Annotated in this window: 13 protein-coding genes; 11 read left to right on the top strand and 2 right to left on the bottom strand. The window is 63.6% G+C overall.

Annotation, left to right across the window (positions count from 1 at the left end):
• The first annotated feature begins 6 nt into the window (after positions 1-6).
• Positions 7-819: an oxaloacetate decarboxylase gene (locus tag JQ574_RS16715; RefSeq protein WP_212211720.1), complete on the top strand. Its 813-nt coding sequence runs from the start codon at positions 7-9 to the stop codon at positions 817-819.
• Between the two features lie 87 nt (positions 820-906).
• Here the strand turns inward: JQ574_RS16715 and JQ574_RS16710 are convergent, their stop codons facing one another.
• Entirely contained in the window at positions 907-1,314 is a 408-nt protein-coding gene (locus JQ574_RS16710; RefSeq protein ID WP_212211718.1) for a hypothetical protein, read from the bottom strand.
• Between the two features lie 160 nt (positions 1,315-1,474).
• On the opposite strand from JQ574_RS16710, the gene JQ574_RS16705 reads away from it, so the two are divergent.
• The 9 genes from JQ574_RS16705 to JQ574_RS16665 all read left to right on the top strand — a co-directional run bounded on the left by JQ574_RS16705 (position 1,475) and on the right by JQ574_RS16665 (position 13,645).
• Complete coding sequence (locus tag JQ574_RS16705; RefSeq protein ID WP_212211717.1) at positions 1,475-2,116, top strand: trimeric intracellular cation channel family protein; 642 nt, start codon at positions 1,475-1,477, stop codon at positions 2,114-2,116.
• 326 nt (positions 2,117-2,442) lie between these two features.
• Positions 2,443-5,934, top strand: a complete 3,492-nt coding sequence (locus tag JQ574_RS16700) for an indolepyruvate ferredoxin oxidoreductase family protein (RefSeq protein WP_212211715.1) — start codon at positions 2,443-2,445, stop codon at positions 5,932-5,934.
• Between the two features lie 1,723 nt (positions 5,935-7,657).
• On the top strand, positions 7,658-8,806 hold the full coding sequence (locus tag JQ574_RS16695; RefSeq protein ID WP_192733811.1) for a thiolase domain-containing protein: 1,149 nt from the start codon (positions 7,658-7,660) through the stop codon (positions 8,804-8,806).
• A complete protein-coding gene (locus JQ574_RS16690) occupies positions 8,806-9,195 on the top strand; it encodes a Zn-ribbon domain-containing OB-fold protein (RefSeq protein WP_212208927.1) in 390 nt (129 codons plus the stop codon). Before JQ574_RS16695 ends, JQ574_RS16690 begins: the two co-directional genes overlap by 1 nt.
• 230 nt (positions 9,196-9,425) lie before the next feature.
• Complete coding sequence (locus JQ574_RS16685) at positions 9,426-10,286, top strand: MaoC/PaaZ C-terminal domain-containing protein (RefSeq protein ID WP_212208928.1); 861 nt, start codon at positions 9,426-9,428, stop codon at positions 10,284-10,286.
• Positions 10,287-10,430: 144 nt separating this feature from the next.
• Entirely contained in the window at positions 10,431-11,309 is an 879-nt protein-coding gene (locus JQ574_RS16680) for an SDR family oxidoreductase (protein ID WP_212208929.1), read from the top strand.
• Between the two features lie 29 nt (positions 11,310-11,338).
• Complete coding sequence (locus tag JQ574_RS16675) at positions 11,339-11,791, top strand: GNAT family N-acetyltransferase (protein WP_212208930.1); 453 nt, start codon at positions 11,339-11,341, stop codon at positions 11,789-11,791.
• A gap of 71 nt (positions 11,792-11,862) precedes the next feature.
• Complete coding sequence (locus JQ574_RS16670; RefSeq protein ID WP_212208931.1) at positions 11,863-12,816, top strand: dihydrodipicolinate synthase family protein; 954 nt, start codon at positions 11,863-11,865, stop codon at positions 12,814-12,816.
• A 4-nt stretch (positions 12,817-12,820) separates the two neighbouring features.
• Complete coding sequence (locus tag JQ574_RS16665; RefSeq protein WP_212208932.1) at positions 12,821-13,645, top strand: NUDIX hydrolase; 825 nt, start codon at positions 12,821-12,823, stop codon at positions 13,643-13,645.
• A gap of 18 nt (positions 13,646-13,663) precedes the next feature.
• Here the strand turns inward: JQ574_RS16665 and JQ574_RS16660 are convergent, their stop codons facing one another.
• Entirely contained in the window at positions 13,664-14,086 is a 423-nt protein-coding gene (locus JQ574_RS16660; protein WP_212208933.1) for a nuclear transport factor 2 family protein, read from the bottom strand.
• 70 nt (positions 14,087-14,156) lie between these two features.
• Here JQ574_RS16660 and JQ574_RS16655 point away from each other — a divergent pair, with 70 nt between their 5' ends.
• Positions 14,157-14,927, top strand: a complete 771-nt coding sequence (locus tag JQ574_RS16655) for an AraC family transcriptional regulator (RefSeq protein ID WP_212208934.1) — start codon at positions 14,157-14,159, stop codon at positions 14,925-14,927.
• The last annotated feature ends 237 nt before the right edge of the window (positions 14,928-15,164 follow it).

The raw sequence follows: 15,164 nt of genomic DNA, 5'->3' as shown, positions 1-15,164 counted from the left end.
GTGACCATGCTGACAACTGCTGACAAACGCGCCGCCTTCAAGAAGTTGCACGAGAGCGGCTGCTTCATCATCCCCAATCCGTTCGACGTCGGCAGCGCGAAAGCGTTGCAGCATCTCGGCTTCAAGGCGCTGGCGTCCACCAGCGCCGGTTTTGCCTGGGCCATTGCCAAAGCCGACAACCGCGTCACCGTCGACGACGTCTGCGATCATCTGGCCGCGATCTCTGCGGCGGTCGACATTCCCGTCAATGCCGATTTCGAGGACGGCTTTGCGCATGAGGCGGACAAGGTCGGCGTCAACGTGGCACGCGCGGTCAAGACCGGCATCGCCGGCCTTTCGATCGAGGATTTTACCGGCGACAATTCCAAGCCGCTGTTCGAACGCGAGCTTGCCATCGATCGCATCAGGGCGGCGCGCCAGGCGATCGATGCCGATAATAGCGGCGTCCTGCTCACCGGCCGCTGCGAGGCGTTCCTCCGCGGGGTAAAGGATATGAAGCTCGTGATCGACCGGCTCACTGCCTATGCCGAGGCCGGCGCCGACGTTCTCTATGCGCCCGGCATCTCGACCCCGGAAGAGATTTCGGCGGTCGTCAAGGCGGTCGCGCCAAAACCGGTCAATCTGCTGGTCGGCGCCGCCGGTCCGTCGCTGAAGATTGCCGGCGATCTCGGCGTGCGCCGTATCAGCGTCGGCGGTGCGCTGGCGCGGATGGCGTGGGCCGGCTTCATGAAGGCGTCGAAGGAGATGGCGGAGCAGGGCACGTTCACGGAGTTCGCCAACGGCTATCCCGGCGGCGAACTCAACAAGATGTTCAGCTGACACCTTCCAAACAAATACGCACAAAGAAAAACGCAGCGGGCGTAATGCCCGCTGCGTTGTCGTTTCAGATCACTCTTGCTTCAGCCGTTACTGCTTGGCCGGTGCGTCGGCCGGAGCGGGCGGCGCCGCCGGCGAGGGCGCTGCCGGACGCGGCGGCGCGGCACCGGTGGTCGTGCCGGGCTGGTTGTTGGACTTCGGCGTTACGTCACGCATGCCCGGAGGCGCCGCGGGGTTGGCCGGCTGTGTCTGCGCGGTCTGGCTGGACGGCGTGGTGCCGGCCTCGTTGACGCTCGTAGTGTTCAGACCATAGAACAACGCACCCATCACTACGGCGATGGCGATCGCGAACATCGCGATCTTGGCGCCGCTGGCCGGACCCTCTGCGAGCTGCGGGTCGGCCTGTATCTCGTTGTCGAGACTGTTCATACGTGCCTGGCGGCGGATTTCGTCATCACTCAGATTGGCACGATACGGGTCGTTCGGATTGTAGGTCATCAGTCAGTTCCTCCGTTAGAACCCCAAAGTGTTTAGCGGAGATACAATGGCTGGCGCGGCCGGATGTTCCGCGTCAATCTTGCAACCGGTTAATGATGGAACCGTGATTCGCGGGTTCCATCGAACCAGAGGGTGCGAAGAGGCCGCATAAGAGGTTGCCATGTGGGCCCTGCCGCCCAGCGATACCGTGCTGCACCTGTTGTCCTATGTGGCGCTGACCGCGCAGGCGATGACGGCCGCCCTGGCCGCCGGGCGCCGCAGCATGGATTGGGCCGGCGTATGCATGCTGGGTTGCATTACCGCGCTCGGCGGCGGAACCATCCGTGACGTGCTGCTCGGGCACTATCCGCTGGTCTGGGTGAAGAACCCGTCCTACCTGGCGCTGACCGCGATCGCGGCTTTCGTGACCATCCTGATTGCGCGCCATGTGCACCGGCTCAACCTCGCATTCCTGGTGCTCGATGCGATCGGCCTTGTGGTGTTCACGATGGCCGGCTGCGATGTCGCCCGGCAAGTCGGCGCGCCGCTGCCGATCGTGATCGTCGCCGGCATGATCACGGGCTGCGCCGGCGGCGTGCTGCGCGATATCCTCTGCAACGACGTGCCGCTGCTGTTTCGCTCCGAACTCTACGCCAGCGTTTCCGTCGTCACCGGGTTGTTCTACGTCACCGGCTCCGCCTTGCAGTTGAATCACGAACTCTGGACCGGATTGACCTTCGCGCTCGGGCTGACGCTGCGGCTGCTCGCGATCCGCTATAAATGGGAAATGCCGAAATTCGTCTTCGGCGGCGATCAGCGCTGACCGACGAACGCAGCGCACCATAACGTACCAGCCAGAATCGCCTGCAGCCAAAGGCCGCTTGGCGCGTTATCCCCAAACTCAAGGCAGCCGGCCACGTCATGCCGTTTCGTGCCGGGGCGGTCCGGCGACACAAAGCGAAACCGGCCGGCGTTCTTCCCGGCACGAAATTGCGATCTTTGATCGCGCGGCTGCCTTGCCCAGATTTGTGGTGCGGGAAGCGGAAAATCCGACATAGACTGGTTCTAAGAAGTTCTGACGCCTACATAAAACACAGCCTTGCTCAGAAATCGTCTTGGCGATCAAAGCGGCTGGCAAAGAGGGCTTAAATGGGAATCAACCAGGGTCCGATCAGTCTCGATCAGAAATACACCCAGGGAAGCGGCCATGTCTTCCTGACCGGCATCCAGGCGCTGGTGCGGCTGCCGATGGCGCAGATCCGCCGCGACCGCGCGCAGGGCCTGAACACCGCGGGCTTCATCTCTGGCTATCGCGGCTCGCCCCTTGGCGGCTACGACCAGCAGCTGTTCGCCGCCCGCAAGCATCTCGAGCAATACAACATCAAATTTCAGCCCGGCGTGAACGAGGACCTCGCGGCCACCGCGGTCTGGGGCTCGCAGCAGCTCAATCTGTCGCCCGGCGCCAACTATGATGGCGTGGTCGGTATCTGGTACGGCAAGGGCCCCGGCGTCGACCGCTGCGGCGACGTGTTCCGCCACGGCAACGCGGCAGGCTCGGCCAAGCACGGCGGCGTGCTGGTTCTCGCGGGCGACGACCACGGCGCCAAATCCTCCACCGTCCCGCATCAGTCGGACCATGCCTTCATGTCGGCGCTGATGCCCTATCTCTATCCCTCCAGCATCCACGAAATGATCGAGATGGGTTTGCTGGGGATCGCGATGTCGCGCTACAGCGGATGCTGGGTCGGCATGAAGGTGATCACCGAGACGGTGGAAACCACCGCCGAGATCGACCTCACCGACGAGATGACGCCGTTCGTGATCCCGACCGATTTCGAACTGCCGGAGGGCGGCCTCAACCTGCGCTGGCCCGACGACCGCTTCGCGCAGGACCGCCGCCTGCAGGACTACAAGGGCTTTGCCGCCATCGCCTTTGCCCGCGCCAACAAGGTCAACCGCGTCACCATGGATTCGCCGAACGCGCGCTACGGCATCATGGCGTCCGGCAAAAGCTACGAGGATATCAGGCAAGCGCTGCGCGAACTCGGCATCACGCCCGAAGTCGCCGCCAAGATCGGTCTCAGACTCTACAAGATCGGCATGCCCTGGCCGCTGGAGCCGGAAGGGGTGCGGCAATTCGCTGTCGGCCTTGAAGAAATCTTCATCATCGAAGAGCGCCGCGAGATCGTCGAGAACCAGGTCAAGCAGGAGCTGTTCAACTGGCGCGACGACGTCCGCCCCCGCATCATCGGCAAGATGGACGACCACGACAAGCGCTTCCTGCCCTTTGCCGAAGAGCTCAGCGTCGCCTCGCTGGCGAGCTCGCTGACCGAGCGGCTGCTTCGACTTAATCTCAATCCTGAAATCGCAGCACAGCTGCGCGCCAAGGCCGACTGGTTCAACGGCCGGCAGGCGAGCCAGATGCAGGCGGTGGCGCCGATCACCCGCACGCCGTATTTCTGTTCGGGCTGCCCGCACAACACCTCCACCAAAGTGCCGGAAGGCAGCCGCGCCTTTGCCGGCATCGGTTGCCACTTCATGGCGCTGTGGATGGACCGCTCGACCGAGACATTCACCCATATGGGCGGCGAGGGCGTGCCCTGGGTCGGTGTCGCCCCCTTCACCAAGGAAGAGCACGTGTTCGCCAATCTCGGCGACGGCACCTATTTCCATTCCGGCAGCCTCGCGATCCGCCAGGCGGTCGCCTCCGGCGCCAACATCACCTACAAGATCCTCTATAACGACGCGACCGCGATGACCGGCGGCCAGCATGTCGACGGCGAATTGTCGCCGCAGCAGATCACCTTCCAGCTTCACGCCGAAGGTATCCGCGAAATCTATCTGGTCTCGGAAAATCCCGATGCCTATCCGGCGTCCGAAATCGCGCCGGGCGTGAAGACCGCGCATCGCGACGAACTCGACACCGTCCAGAAGACGCTGCGCAAGGTAAAGGGCGCCTCGGCGATCGTGTTCGTGCAGACCTGTGCCGCCGAAAAGCGCCGCCGCCGCAAAAGGGGAATGCTGGAGGATCCGGCGCGCCGCGTCATGATCAATCCGGCGGTCTGCGAAGGCTGCGGCGATTGCTCGGTGCAATCGAACTGCATCTCGGTCGAACCGCTTGAGACGGAGCTGGGGCGCAAGCGCACCATCAACCAGTCGACCTGCAACAAGGACTATTCCTGCCTGAAGGGTTTTTGCCCGTCGTTCGTCACCATCGACGGCGGCAAGATGCGCAAGCGCGCGCCGGGCGGCGTCGGCGATATCGGCGAACTGCCGGAGCCTGCGTCGCGCCCGACGCTGGAGCGGCCCTACAACGTCGCCGTCGGCGGCGTCGGCGGCACCGGCGTGCTGACCATCGGTGCATTACTCGGCATGGCCGCGCATATCGAGGGCAAAGCCAGCATGATCCTGGACATGTCCGGCCTCGCCCAGAAGGGCGGCGCGGTGCTGAGCCATGTGCGTCTGTCAGAACACACTGCCGACGTCACCTGTTCGCGCATCGTCACCGGCACCGCCGATCTCGTGCTGGCCGCCGACGAGGTGGTGGCCGTGTCCAAGGAAACCATCACGCTCTGCGAATCCAGCCGCACCACCGGCATCATCAACACCCACCTCATTCCGATCGCCGACTTCATCCTCAACCGCGATTTCAATTTCCAGGCACGCAAGGTCAACCACGTGCTGGAGACCGCGTTGCGCAAGGATTCGTCGTTCTTCGATTTTACAAAACCCGCCGAAATGCTGCTCGGCGATTCCATCGCCACCAACATGATGATGATGGGCTTTGCCTATCAGAAGGGCCTGCTGCCGCTCTCGGCCAAGGCCATCGAGCAGGCGATCGAGGTCAACGGCGTTGCGATCAAGCTGAACATCCAGGCGTTCCAGCTTGGACGCCTTGCCGCACACGACCCCGCAAAGCTGATCGCGATGATGAAGGATCAGGACGGAAGCGTCGCACCCAAGACGCTGGATGCGATGACGCTGGACGAGATCATCGCCCACCGCAGCAACCTCCTGACCGAGTATCAGGATGCGAAACTCGCCGCGCGCTATCAGGCGCTGGTCAAGAAGGTCCGCGATGCCGCTGTCGATGGCGGCTACGACGAGGCCTTGCCGCGCGCCGTCGCGATCAATTACGCCAAGCTGCTCGCCTACAAGGACGAGTACGAAGTCGCCCGGCTCTACACCGACGGCCGCTTCGAAAAGCAGCTTCGCGACCAGTTCGAGGGCGATTTCAAGTTCAGCTTCAACCTCGCCCCGCCGATCCTCGGTGGCGGCGTCGATGCGCTGGGCCGGCCGAAGAAGCGCGCGTTCGGCGCCTGGATGATGCCGGTTTTCCGGACGCTGGCGAAGATGAAGGGCCTGCGCGGCACCGCGTTCGACATCTTCGGCTACAGCGCCGACCGCAAGATGGAGCGCGACCTGATCTCCGGCTACGAGAAGGACGTCGCAACCGTGCTCGGCCTGCTGTCGCCGCTCACGCTCGACATCGCGGTCGAAATCCTCTCGCTGCCCGACCGCATCCGCGGCTACGGCCCGGTCAAGGAAAAGGCGGTGCACGACGCCAAGGCACGCTACACGCAACTGGCGGCCGATCTCGTCAACCCGCCGCCCGCGCCACGGCAGATCGCGGCGGAGTAGGGCGAGCTCTCACACCTACGTCGTCCCGGCCTTGAGCTCAGATGCGCAATGGCGCATCGGGGGACCCATAGCCACCGAACGCAGCTTTGCGAAAGCCGGATCACCAGCTTCGTAAAACGCAAAAGACCTCCGAGCCGAAGCTGGAGGCCTTCACTGTCACGAGGGGTACATCCGCCCTTCGCGACACTACTGGCGCGCATCGCTTGCGCTATGATTGATAGTCATAATCCACGACCGTCAACGTTTTATGACGTTGAAATCGCGATGATGGTGCGCGGGGCGGTGCCGAGCGATATCGAACCACCCCGCAACACTGAAAAATTGGCGACCTCTATAAGCGTCCTCTACAGGTCTGGCGATACCTGCGGCAATTTCCCTCGCCTCGTTCGCCCAACTGGTCCTTGTTGAGGCAGGCTTGTCTCAGTTCGCCGCACACGTCTCTCCGAGCTGATCCTTGGCAAGTCTCCCGGTATCTGCGGCAATTTCCTTCCCCACGCTCCCCTAGCGCGTCCTTGTTTTCGCAGGCACGCCGCAATTGCTCGCATTGCCCACCCCCTCGACCCTCGTACACTCGAACGCCCCCCGGCCCAACCTCAACGGATTGGGAAAAGGCCGGGATCGGAGTTACAAAAAGAGCAGTTGCCGCTGCGGCGCCGAGCGCATACTTGCGCATTCCTCTAAACATCCTGGTCCTCCAGCTGCTAGGTGCCCGTGAACTATCACGCGGGAAGCCGGATTTCGTTCCGAGGAAATGCACGAAAGTCGCTTATGGAACCCCGACGGGAAAATCAGCTCGTGTAGGGCGGGTTCTCTTTAACCCGCCATCTTGCATGGAGCGCGGCGGGTTAAAGAGAACCCGCCCTACCCAGCTGCGTCGCCTCGCTTGCAACTGGAGTCTGGCTGCGGTGGGTGCGACAAAGCAACCCGACGGGCAAATCAGTTCTGATTTACGGAAATCGTGTCAAGCAGAAAAATTCCGTAAATCAAAAATATTTCTCTTTCCTTCGACCCAAATCACCGGCACATTCTCGCCCATCCCGTCCCACTCAGAGGGGGGTCGGCCGTCGTCATGACGAGGGGCGGGGATGCGGCGGACGCTGATGTTGCGATTGACGGTCGCGGCAACGGCGTACGGCGAAAGCGTGTGGTCCTGGCGCCCGTAACGGCGTCAAGCTCTGAAGAAGCTAACGCTTCCGAGGGGTGACGGTGGCAATAGAGGCCGTCTCACCGGGGAGAGCGCGTCATAAGCCGTAAAGCCACTGCGCAGGGAATGTCGGATGTTCTCCGCTGCCCTGTATGCTCGTGTGCAGCTTTCTTAGCACAATCGCACGCGAGACCGCGGGTGCAGCGCGCATCCGGCATTCCCTGCGCCCTCTGTTTTGAAGGGCGAAGCGATTTGCAAAACTTCGGGCGCAGCGCGCCGCGAGAATGCGAAACTGTATCCCCGTCATTGCGAGCGCAGCGAAGCAATCCATCGCGCCGCGTAACGATAGAATGGATTGCTTCGCTACGCTCGCAATGACGGGGTAGGCCGCGGCGTACTGGGTCCCCCGCTTACGCGGAGGACGACAGCGTCGGTGACCTGATACGATTTCCGGAGATAATCATCCTGACTTGAGTCCCGTCGCACCCGTCTCGCCTGACGGAATATTTCCTCGCTTGCCAAGGCTCTCCCGACAGGCCAGAAAAACCATGGAAATAAGAAACGCCAGCGGAGAATGATTTGACCATCAAGGGCAAAGCCTACATTGCCGGGATCTACGAGCATCCGACCCGGCACGCACCCGATAAATCCACCGCGCAGTTGCACGCCGAGGTCGCCAAGGGCGCGATCGAGGACGCCGGGCTGACCAAGGCCGATATCGACGGCTATTTCTGCGCCGGCGATGCCCCGGGCGGCCTCTGGCCGATGGTCGACTATCTCGGCCTCAAAGTGCGCCACATGGATTCCACCGACACCGGTGGCTGTTCCTATCTGATCCATCTCGGCCACGCCGCCGAAGCGATCGCCGCTGGCAAATGCTCGATCGCGCTGATCACGCTCGCCGGCAAGCCGCGCACCGGCCCGATGCCGCCGCGCGCCGCCGGCGCCGAGGCCGATTTCGAGGCGGCCTATGGCGCGACTACCCACAATGCCTACGGCATGTGTGCCATGCGCCATATGCACGACTACGGCACCACCAGCGAACAGCTCGCCTGGATCAAGGTCGCGGCCTCGCATCACGCCCAGTACAACCCGCATGCGATGCTGAAGGAAGTCGTCACCGTCGAGGACGTCTTGAACTCGCCGATGATATCAGATCCGCTGCACCGGATGGATTGCTGCGTCGTCACCGACGGCGGCGGCGCGCTGATCGTCACCACGCCGGAGATCGCGAAAAGCCTGAAGAAGCCGCTGGTGCGCCTGATCGGCCATGGCGAGGCAATGAAGGGCCCGCGCGGCGGCAAGGATCTCGATCTGACTTATTCCGCCGGCGTCTGGTCCGGCCCGCGCGCGTTCGAGGAAGCGGGCGTGACGCCGAAGGATATCAAATACGCCTCGATCTATGACAGCTTCACCATCACGGTCTTGATGCAGCTCGAGGATCTCGGCTTCTGCAAGAAGGGCGAGGGCGGCAAGTTCGTCGCCGACGGCAATCTGATTTCCGGCGTCGGCAAATTGCCGTTCAACACCGATGGCGGCGGCCTCTGCAGCAACCATCCCGTGAACCGCGGCGGCATGACGAAAATCATCGAAGCGGTGCGCCAGCTGCGCGGCGAAGCGCATCCCAAGGTGCAGGTGCCAAACTGCGATCTCGCGGTCGCCCACGGCACCGGCGGACTTCTCGGCGTGCGCCATGCCGCCTCAACCTGCATTCTGGAGCGTGCGTGATGGCTGAAGCAAAGAAACTCCCCGTGCCGCAAGGCAACCCTGAGACCGCGCCGTTCTGGGAGGCCGCCAAGCAGGGCAAGTTCATGATCAAGCGCTGCACCGCCTGCGGCGAGCCGCATTATTTCCCGCGCTCGATCTGCCCGTTCTGCTTCTCCGACAAGACCGAGTGGGAGGAGAGTTCCGGTGAAGCCACGATCTACACCTTCAGCCTGATGCGCAAATCCCCGACCGGGCCTTACGCGATCGCCTATGTCACGCTGAAGGAAGGCCCGTCGCTGCAGACCAACATCGTCGATTGCGACATGGACAAGCTCAAGATCGGCCAGAAGGTGAAGGTGGTGTGGAAGCCGACCGACGGCGCGCCATTGCCGTTCTTCACGCCGGCGTAAGTTTCCCTTCTCCCGTCATGTCCGCCGAAGCCTTGGCGAAGACGGATGTGGGAGAAGGTGGCGCGAAGCGCCGGATGAGGGGTTCTATCGGCTGGCATATGTGCTTGCTGAACCAACCCCTCACCCAAGTGAGTTTGTAACGAGCGCCGGTGTAGCCCTCTCCCACAAGGGGAGAGGGCGCAGCAACGGGCGCCGGTGAAGAAAAAGAAATTCGGGAAGGACGCGCGAAGATGCCGATTAATTACGAACAGCTGATGGCCCTGAAAAATCTCGGCCAGAAATACGCCTATACCGACCGCGAGGTGATGCTCTACGCCTACGGCATCGGGATGGGCGCCGATCCGATGGACGAGAAGGAACTGGCCTTCGTCAACGAGGGCACGCTGACGCCGCGTCCGCTGAAGGTGGTTCCGACGTTCGCTTCGGTGGCGGCCTGGGGGGCAGGGCCCGGCGAGATGAATCTCAATCGCGTGATGGTGGTCGACGGCGAGCGCGACATCACCTTCCACAAGCCGCTGCCCGGCGCCGCGCACATCACGGCCGACTCGACCGTGCTGGACGTGTTCGACAAGGGCAAGGACAAGGGCGCGGTGATCCGGCACCAGACCGTGCTGAGGGATGAGAAGGGCGAGAAGCTCGCGACACTGGTCGCCTCGCGTTTCGCGCGCGGCGATGGCGGCTTTGGCGGACCGTCCGAAGGCCAGCCCGAGCCACACAAGGTGCCGAGCCGCGCGCCCGACAAGATCGTCGACATTTCCACGCGCCCGGATCAGGCGCTGGTCTATCGCCTGTGCGGCGATCGCAACCCGCTGCACTCCGATCCGGAATTCGCCAGGAAGGCCGGTTTCCCGAAACCGATCCTGCACGGCATGTGCACCTACGGCATCACCTGCCGCGGCGTGCTGCAGACCTATGCCGATTATGACTCCTCCGCCTTCAAGCAGCACGCGGCGCGATTCTCCTCGCCGGTCTATCCCGGCGAGACCGTGACGATGGAATTGTGGAAGGACGGCAACGTCGTTTCGTTCGAAGCCAAGGTGAAGTCGCGCAATGTCACGGTGATCAAGAGCGGCAAGACGGTGCTGGGTTAAGAGGTCTCGTGCCCCGGACGCAGCACGGCACGGAGTGCTGCGCTGCAGAGCCGGGGCCCACTGCGCCAGGTCCCGGCTCTGCGAAGCAGCGTTACACGCTGCATCGCGTCCGGGACACGAAACCGGAAAAAAGGAGAAACCACCATGGGATTACTCGACGGCAAGGTTGCGCTCATCACCGGTGCGGGCGGTGGGCTGGGTGAGGCCTACGCCAAATTGTTCGCGCGCGAGGGTGCGGCGGTCGTGGTCAACGATCTCGGCGGCCCGCGTGACGGCTCCGGTGGCGACCAGACCATGGCGCAGAAGGTGGTCGAGGCGATCAAGGCCGAGGGCGGCCGGGCGGTTGCCAACGTCGCCGACATCTCGACCATGGCCGGCGGCCAGTCGGTGTTCGACGACGCCATCAAGAATTTCGGCCGCGCCGACATCCTCGTGAACAACGCCGGCATCCTGCTCGACGAGACTTTTTCCAAGGCGAAGGAAGCCAATTGGGACAAGGTGCTGAAGGTGCACCTCAAGGGCACCTTCTGCTGCACCCAGCCGGTGTTCAAATGGATGCGCGAGAATGGCGGCGGCGTGATCGTCAACACTTCCTCGACCTCGGGCCTGATCGGCAATTTCGGCCAGACCAATTACGGCGCCGCCAAGGGCGGTATCTGGGGACTGTCGAATGTGCTGGCGATCGAGGGTCGCAAATACAACATCCGGATCTGGACGCTGGCGCCGGGTGCGCTGACCCGCATGACCGCGGACCTGCCGCGCTATATCGAGAACCCCAAAGCGGCGCTGGGGCCCGATGGCATCGCGCCGGCCGTGCTATACATGGTCAGCGATTTGTCGGGCGACCAGACCGGCAAGACGCTCGGCGTTTCCGGTCCCCGCGGCGTCCGCGAGATGCGGATGATGGAAATGGAAGGCTGGAAGCCGCCCGGCGAGGCCTGGAAGGCGCAGGATATCGTCGAGCACGCCAAGGAGATCTTCTTCTCCGAGGAACAGATCAAGATGGGCGCGCGAAGGTTCTGACGTCGCGTCCCGTCCCTGAAGGAGGCTTCATGCTCGCACTGCGGCCCGCTCGTCCAGAGGAAGCGCCGGCACTTACCGAATTGTGCCTGCGCTCCAAGGCCGTGTGGGGCTATGACGCGGCCTTCATGCAGGCGTGCCGAAGGGAGCTGACGATGACGCCTGCAGCGATCATGTCATCCCGCGTGCAGGTCGCTGAAGTCGATGGCCGTCTCGCCGGCGTTGCAGAGGTGAAATCCGAAGGCGATGTCGCGCAGCTCGAAAGGCTGTTTGTCGAACCGGGCATGCTTCGCGCCGGCACCGGCCGACAGCTGCTCGATTGGGCCAAGGCCACGGCACGCGCCGCGGGGGCCACGACCATGCTGATCGACGCCGACCCGGATGCGGCCCCGTTCTACCGCCGCATGGGGGCGGTCGACGATGGCGTTGTTCCATCCGGCTCGATCCCCGGAAGGTTCATTCCCAGGCTCAATCTCTCGCTTTGAGGCGCCAGTCAGTCGGTGGTATCACTAGTTCAGGGATTTCGTCCTCTCACCCTCATTTACGGAAACTGACCATGAAGCTTACCGCCCAGGCCGCAGGCACCTTTGCGATTGCGCCGACCCCGTTCCACGATGACGGCCGCATCGACGAGAAATCGATCGACCGCCTGACCGACTTCTATGCCGAAGTCGGCTGCGACGGCGTCACCGTGCTCGGCATTTTGGGCGAGGCGCCGAAGCTCGATGCGCATGAAGCCGAGCAGGTGGCGATCCGGTTTGTAAAACGCGCCAAGAACATGCAGATCATCGTCGGCGTCTCGGCGCCCGGATTTGCCACCATGCGTTCGCTGGCGAAGGCGTCCATGGACGCGGGCGCTGCCGGCGTCATGATCGCGCCGCCGCCTCACTTACGCACCGACGACCAGATCACCGGCTATTTCAAGCAGGCGCAGGAAGCGATCGGCGACGACATTCCCTGGGTGCTGCAGGATTATCCGCTGACGCTCAACGTCGTGTTCACGCCCGCGGTGATTCGCAAGATCGTGATGGATTCGCCTTCCTGCGTGATGCTCAAGCACGAGGACTGGCCGGGGCTGGAGAAGATCTCCACGCTGCGGAGCTTCCAGAAGGACGGCTCGCTGAAGCCGATGTCCATTCTGGTCGGCAATGGCGGCCTGTTCCTCGATTTCGAGATGGAGCGCGGCGCCGATGGCGCGATGACCGGCTACGCTTTCCCGGAATTGCTGATCGATGTCGTAAAACTGCAAAAGGCCGGCAAGCGCGACGCCGCGCACGATCTGTTCGATGCGCATCTGCCGCTGATCCGCTACGAGCAGCAGCCCGGTGCGGGCCTTGCGGTGCGCAAGTACGTGCTGCAGAAGCGCGGCGTGATCGCCTCCAGTGCGCAGCGCAAGCCGGGCGCGACCATCACGGCGACGGCAAAGGCCGAAGTCGAATATCTGCTGTCGCGGGTGGCGCGGGTCGATCGCCGCGCCAACCTGCAACCGCAATCCAGCGCGGCGGGTTGATCCGATGACCGAACCCGCCAAAGCACCGCGCCCTGCGTCCACCATCCTGTTGCTGCGCGACGCCACGGAGCGAAGGGGCGACGGCATGAGCCGCGCCGAAATCGAGGTCTTCATGATGGTTCGCCATTATGAGATCGACTTCAATTCCGGCGCGCTGGTGTTTCCCGGCGGCAGCGTCGACAAGGGCGACCAGGAGATCATCGCGGCGCCCGAACTGTATTCAGGCGGCGAGGGGCTCGATGAGGCCACGCTCAGCTTCCGCATCGCGGCGATCCGCGAGACCTTTGAAGAGAGCGGCATCCTGCTGGCGCGCCCCAAGGGCTCGAAGACGCTCGTCGACGCCAAAAGGGCCAGCGAGATCGAGACCGCACATCGTGCCGACCTGTGCGACAGCAAGATCAGCTTCCTCCAGGTGCTGACCGACAACGGCATGGTGCTGGCGCTCGATGAACTCGTGCCCTATGCGCACTGGATTACGCCGGAAGGCATGCCGAAACGTTTTGACACCTGGTTCTTCCTCGCCGCCGCGCCGCCCGAACAGGTCGGCGCCCATGACGGCAAGGAATCCACCGATTCAATCTGGGTGTCGCCGCGCGAGGCACTGGAGGGCGGCGAAACCGGCCGCTTCAAGCTGCCGTTCCCCACCACGCGCAATCTGATCAAGCTCGGCAAACAGGACAGCGTGCAGGCCGCGCTCGAGGATTCCAGAGGCAAGTCCGTCGTCACGGTGACGCCGATCATGACCAGGAACAATGGCGGCCGTCAGCTGCGTATCCCGCTGGAGGCCGGCTATGACGGCGACGTGTTCGAGGTCGGCTCGGTCGGTTAGCCGTCATAGACAGACGCCTCACGCGAGATACGTGTCGATCACCGCCTGATCCTGATCCCAAACCCAGCATTCCCCGAGCAACCCGTCCCGCACGGCATAGACCAGCAGCCGCTCGAACTCCGCCGCCTTGCCATCGCGCTCGAAGCGCTCGCGCACCAGCAGCGCGCCACGCTCGGGGCCGGCCATGATGTCGACGATGCCGAGCAGTTTCCGGCTGGTGCGGCGGGTGACCTCGGCCAGGATCGAAAGCGCCGCCATCTTGCCCCGGTGGTCGCCAGCGAGCGGGTTGCGGCCGAAATAGTGCAGCGTGAAGTCGTCGTGGTAGCAGGCGGCGAGCGCGGCGCGGTCGCCGGCAAGCCAGGCGCTTGCGTAGCGCGTCACGGCCTGCCGGGTGCGCTCAATCGCGGCTTGGCTGTCGGTATCATCAGGCTTATCTGTCATCGTACCGGGTCCTGTTGTCATCCCGGCACCCTAGCTCCGCCTGAACGATCCGGGCTTTCAGAAACTGGCTATGCGCGCAATCGGCGGGGCGAAATTGTTGGGGTGGGGCGCCCGCGTGCTCTATTTCGGCCCGGCCTTCGGATTGACGCCGCACCGCAATGCGACCGCCGTGCTTGCCGTGGGCCTCGATGCGGCGCTGGAAGTGGCCGACGATCCGACGGACCCCGCGACCGACTATCGTTCCACGCGTAGCGTGTTGATATTGCCCAACAGCCTGCATCATCTGCGGATCGCGCGCGGGCGCATGGCGTTCCTCTATGTCGATCCGCTGGGGCGCGACCTCAAGGCCTTGCTGGCGCGAATGACGGATACGCGCCCGCGTGCGGCGTTCGATCTGCGGGAAGAGGCCGCGGTGATCGAGATCATGACCGGCCTTGCCGAAGATCGCATCCCGACGCGCGACGGACGTTCGTCGCTCGGCGAATTGCTCGGTGTCGGCACGCGCACCAAAGCCAATGCGCGGATATCGGTGGCGCTGCGGCTGATGCGGGATGAGCCGCATAAAGCCCACCGGCTCACTGAACTGGCGGAGCAGGCGGGGCTGTCGGCGTCGCGGTTCCTGCATCTGTTCAAGGCGGAGACCGGTGTGCCCTTGCGGCGTTACCGGATCTGGAACCGGATGGGCGCGGCGGTGCGTGCCTGCGGTGAGGGCTCGTCCCTGACTGAAGCCGCCCACGCCGCCGGCTTTGCCAGTTCGGCGCATTTCAGCAGCGCCTTTCGCGACATGTTCGGCATGATGCCGTCCGACCTGCTGAAAACCTTGCAGCCTGTGGAGGGCTAGGCAAGGCGCGGTGGGGCGTGATGCCCGAGGGAAGACCTGGCCATTTTGCCGCACGGCAAAGCCCCGCAGCGCCCAAAATCCCGGATTGGGGCAGCCGGGACCGGCAGTGTGACGCCAGCGTGACCAAGGGGGGTGGACCGGTGCACCGCCAGGCCGGTCTGGCCGGCTTCGCGAGCTATTTCAGCATGTTCCCCACGACCCGAATAACGTCGTATATTGCCGCCGATAGGAGCCTGG

Origin of the sequence: Bradyrhizobium sp. AUGA SZCCT0158, assembly GCF_018130065.1 — a bacterium.
Classification (GTDB): Bacteria; Pseudomonadota; Alphaproteobacteria; order Rhizobiales; family Xanthobacteraceae; genus Bradyrhizobium.
This window is presented reverse-complemented; position numbering and strand designations above follow the sequence as displayed.

Excerpts from the sequence above, each read along its gene's own strand:
- JQ574_RS16665 (WP_212208932.1), top strand. The coding sequence starts at position 12,821 with ATGACCGAACCCGCCAAAGCACCGCGCCCTGCGTCCACCATCCTGTTG.
- JQ574_RS16680 (WP_212208929.1), top strand. The coding sequence starts at position 10,431 with ATGGGATTACTCGACGGCAAGGTTGCGCTCATCACCGGTGCGGGCGGT.
- JQ574_RS16715 (WP_212211720.1), top strand. The coding sequence starts at position 7 with ATGCTGACAACTGCTGACAAACGCGCCGCCTTCAAGAAGTTGCACGAG.
- JQ574_RS16675 (WP_212208930.1), top strand. The coding sequence starts at position 11,339 with ATGCTCGCACTGCGGCCCGCTCGTCCAGAGGAAGCGCCGGCACTTACC.
- JQ574_RS16655 (WP_212208934.1), top strand. The coding sequence starts at position 14,157 with ATGCGCGCAATCGGCGGGGCGAAATTGTTGGGGTGGGGCGCCCGCGTG.
- JQ574_RS16690 (WP_212208927.1), top strand. The coding sequence starts at position 8,806 with ATGGCTGAAGCAAAGAAACTCCCCGTGCCGCAAGGCAACCCTGAGACC.
- JQ574_RS16705 (WP_212211717.1), top strand. The coding sequence starts at position 1,475 with ATGTGGGCCCTGCCGCCCAGCGATACCGTGCTGCACCTGTTGTCCTAT.
- JQ574_RS16700 (WP_212211715.1), top strand. The coding sequence starts at position 2,443 with ATGGGAATCAACCAGGGTCCGATCAGTCTCGATCAGAAATACACCCAG.
- JQ574_RS16660 (WP_212208933.1), bottom strand. The coding sequence starts at position 14,086 with ATGACAGATAAGCCTGATGATACCGACAGCCAAGCCGCGATTGAGCGC.
- JQ574_RS16670 (WP_212208931.1), top strand. The coding sequence starts at position 11,863 with ATGAAGCTTACCGCCCAGGCCGCAGGCACCTTTGCGATTGCGCCGACC.
- JQ574_RS16710 (WP_212211718.1), bottom strand. The coding sequence starts at position 1,314 with ATGACCTACAATCCGAACGACCCGTATCGTGCCAATCTGAGTGATGAC.
- JQ574_RS16685 (WP_212208928.1), top strand. The coding sequence starts at position 9,426 with ATGCCGATTAATTACGAACAGCTGATGGCCCTGAAAAATCTCGGCCAG.